Raw genomic sequence first — 2,389 nt, 5'->3', positions numbered from 1 at the left:
CGGTGGCCTGGGCTATGGCGAAGGCGTTCGGATCGCCGTACTTCTCCTCCATGGCCTCGCTGAAGGCCTTGGTGGCGAGCCTCAGAGCGGTGGCACAGCCACAGCCGGCACAGGCGGCGTGACCGGGTGCCCAGTACTCGCGAGTGGTAATCGGGGGTTTTCTAACGGCCATCTTCATCACCTCACAGAATCTCTTTCCTCAGGCCGATCCAGTTGACCTCATCAACGGCCTCTCCGTTGAGGGCCTTCTGGGCAATCGCGAGTGCCTCGTCAAGGTCCTTGAAGGTGACGTCCCTGCCTCCGAGGCCGAGGATGAAGTCAACGATCTTCGGCTTCTCGCTCTCGTTGATGAGCGCCCTGCTGAAGTCTTGGAAGAGGGCTCCACCGACGCTGAAGGTGACGTTCTTCTCGAGGAGCGCGAGAACCTTCGCCTTCTTGGCGAGCGCGCGAACCTCCTCAACCGGGAACGGTCTGTAAACGGTCATCTTGGCCACACCGACCTTGATGCCCTGCTCGCGGAGGTGGTCAACGTACTCCTTGACGGTTCCGGCGAGTGAACCCATGGTGACGAAGATTATCTCGGCGTCCTCAGTGCGGTACTCCTCGATCTTCTGGTACTTCCTGCCGAACTTCTTCTCGAACTCCGCGAATGCCTCGTCTATGACCTTCTTGGCGTTCTCGTTGGCCTCCCAAACAGTGTACCTGGCCTCCATGTAGTGGGCCGGGAAGGCGAGGGTACCCTGGGTGACCGGCCTGGCCGGGTCGAGGTAAGCATGCTTAGGCTCGTACTCGCCGAGGAACTCGTCAACGAGCTCCTGGTCGGGTATCTCGACCGGCTCAACGGTGTGGGTCAGGATGAAAGCGTCGAATCCAACCATCGCCGGGAGAAGGACCTTCTCGTTCTCGGCGACCTTGTAGGCGATGAGTATGAGGTCAAGGGCCTCCTGGTTGTTCTCGGCGTAGAACTGGAGCCAGCCGGTGTCGCGCTCGCTGATGGTGTCCTGCCAGTCGTTCCAGATGTTGATCGGAGCGCTCAGCGCGCGGTTTCCAACGGCGATGACTATCGGAAGCCTCATGCCGGCGGCGATGAAGAGTATCTCGTGCATGAGGGCGAGACCCTGGGAAGCGGTTGCGGTGAAGGTTCTAACACCGGCCGCCGAGGCACCGACACAGGCTGAAATCGCCGAGTGCTCGCTCTCGACCTTGATGAACTCGGCGTCGAGCTCTCCATCGGCAACGAACTCACTGATCTTCTCCGGAACGAGCGTTGACGGGGTAATCGGGAACGCCGCTATGACCTTCGGCTTGGCGAGCTTGGCCGCCCAGGCGGCAGCCTCGTTGGCCTTCATAACCTTCCTAATCGGCATCTTTCACCACCTCACTTGGTCTCCCTAACCATTATGATAGCGTCGGTCGGGCACTCGTTCGCGCAAACTCCACAGCCCTTACAGTAGTCGTAGTCGAAGACGGGGTAGTTCTCCTCGTCGAGATAGATAGCCGGCTCCGGGCAGTAGACGTAGCAGAGGTAGCAGCGGACGCACTTGTCCCGGTTAAACTCGGGCATGAAAACACGCCAGGAACCGGTCTTGTTTATGACGCTGCTCCCCGGGATGGTGGCTATCGCTCCGGGGGTCATCTTTTCGCTATACTCCTTCTGAACCCTCTCAATGTCGGCCTTAAACGGACTCTCGGCCATGCTTATCACCTCGGGTGACTTATCAGATGGAAACTTAAACCTTGGGGTAAAGATGGAAAGCTCAGCCGAAGATCTCGGCGAGCTTCTTGAGCTTCTCCCACTCGTGGTTGACCCACTGCTGGAGGATCTCTATGTCCTCCTTGGTCATGTACTTGAACCTGCCCTGGAACTTGAGGAACTCCTCTATCGGCTTCGGCTCCTTCTTCGGTGAGGGCATGTTGATCCTGTACCTGCCGTTCTCGTACTCGAAGAGCGGGAAGTATGCGGTCTGGACCGCGAGCCTTGCGAGCTCAATGCTCTTGTCGGTCGGTGAGCGCCAGCCGGTCGGGCACGGGGCGAAGAGCTGGATGAAGCTCGGTCCCGGAGTGTCCCTGGCCTTCTTGAGCTTTCTCACGAAGTCCTCCGGATAGGCGACGCTTGCGGTTGCCGCGTAGGGTATCTCGTGGGCTATGACTATGTCGATGACCTTCTTCTTGTGCCTCTTCTCGAGGAAGTGCTTCTTTCCGCCTGGGGTGTTGGTGGTCCAGGCACCGTACGGGGTCGAACCGGACCTCTGGATTCCGGTGTTCATGTAGGCCTCGTTGTCGTACATTATGTAGAGCGCGTCGTGGCCCCTCTCGAGGAATCCGCTGAGGGCCTGCAGACCTATGTCCGCGGTACCACCGTCGCCGGCCCAGCCGACGACCATGACAC

At 59.3% G+C, this 2,389-nt stretch carries 3 protein-coding genes and 1 pseudogene; all 4 read right to left on the bottom strand.

Features of this window, described 5'->3' with window-relative positions; genetic code table 11:
* Positions 1-172, bottom strand: a pseudogene (locus tag APY94_RS12740) (pyruvate ferredoxin oxidoreductase); the annotation flags it as partial.
* Between the two features lie 10 nt (positions 173-182).
* Positions 183-1,367 (bottom strand): pyruvate synthase subunit PorA, encoded by a 1,185-nt coding sequence (gene porA, locus APY94_RS12735; RefSeq protein WP_058939970.1) that lies wholly within the window; start codon positions 1,365-1,367, stop codon positions 183-185.
* An 11-nt stretch (positions 1,368-1,378) separates the two neighbouring features.
* Positions 1,379-1,696, bottom strand: a complete 318-nt coding sequence (gene porD / locus APY94_RS12730) for a pyruvate synthase subunit PorD (RefSeq protein WP_058939969.1) — start codon at positions 1,694-1,696, stop codon at positions 1,379-1,381.
* A gap of 61 nt (positions 1,697-1,757) precedes the next feature.
* On the bottom strand, positions 1,758-2,389 hold a 632-nt coding region (locus APY94_RS12725), incomplete at its 5' end, for a thiamine pyrophosphate-dependent enzyme (protein ID WP_058939968.1).

The organism is Thermococcus celericrescens (assembly GCF_001484195.1).
GTDB lineage: Archaea > Methanobacteriota_B > Thermococci > Thermococcales > Thermococcaceae > Thermococcus > Thermococcus celericrescens.
Note: the sequence above shows the minus strand (reverse complement) of the source record. Positions and strands in the feature narration are given on the sequence as shown.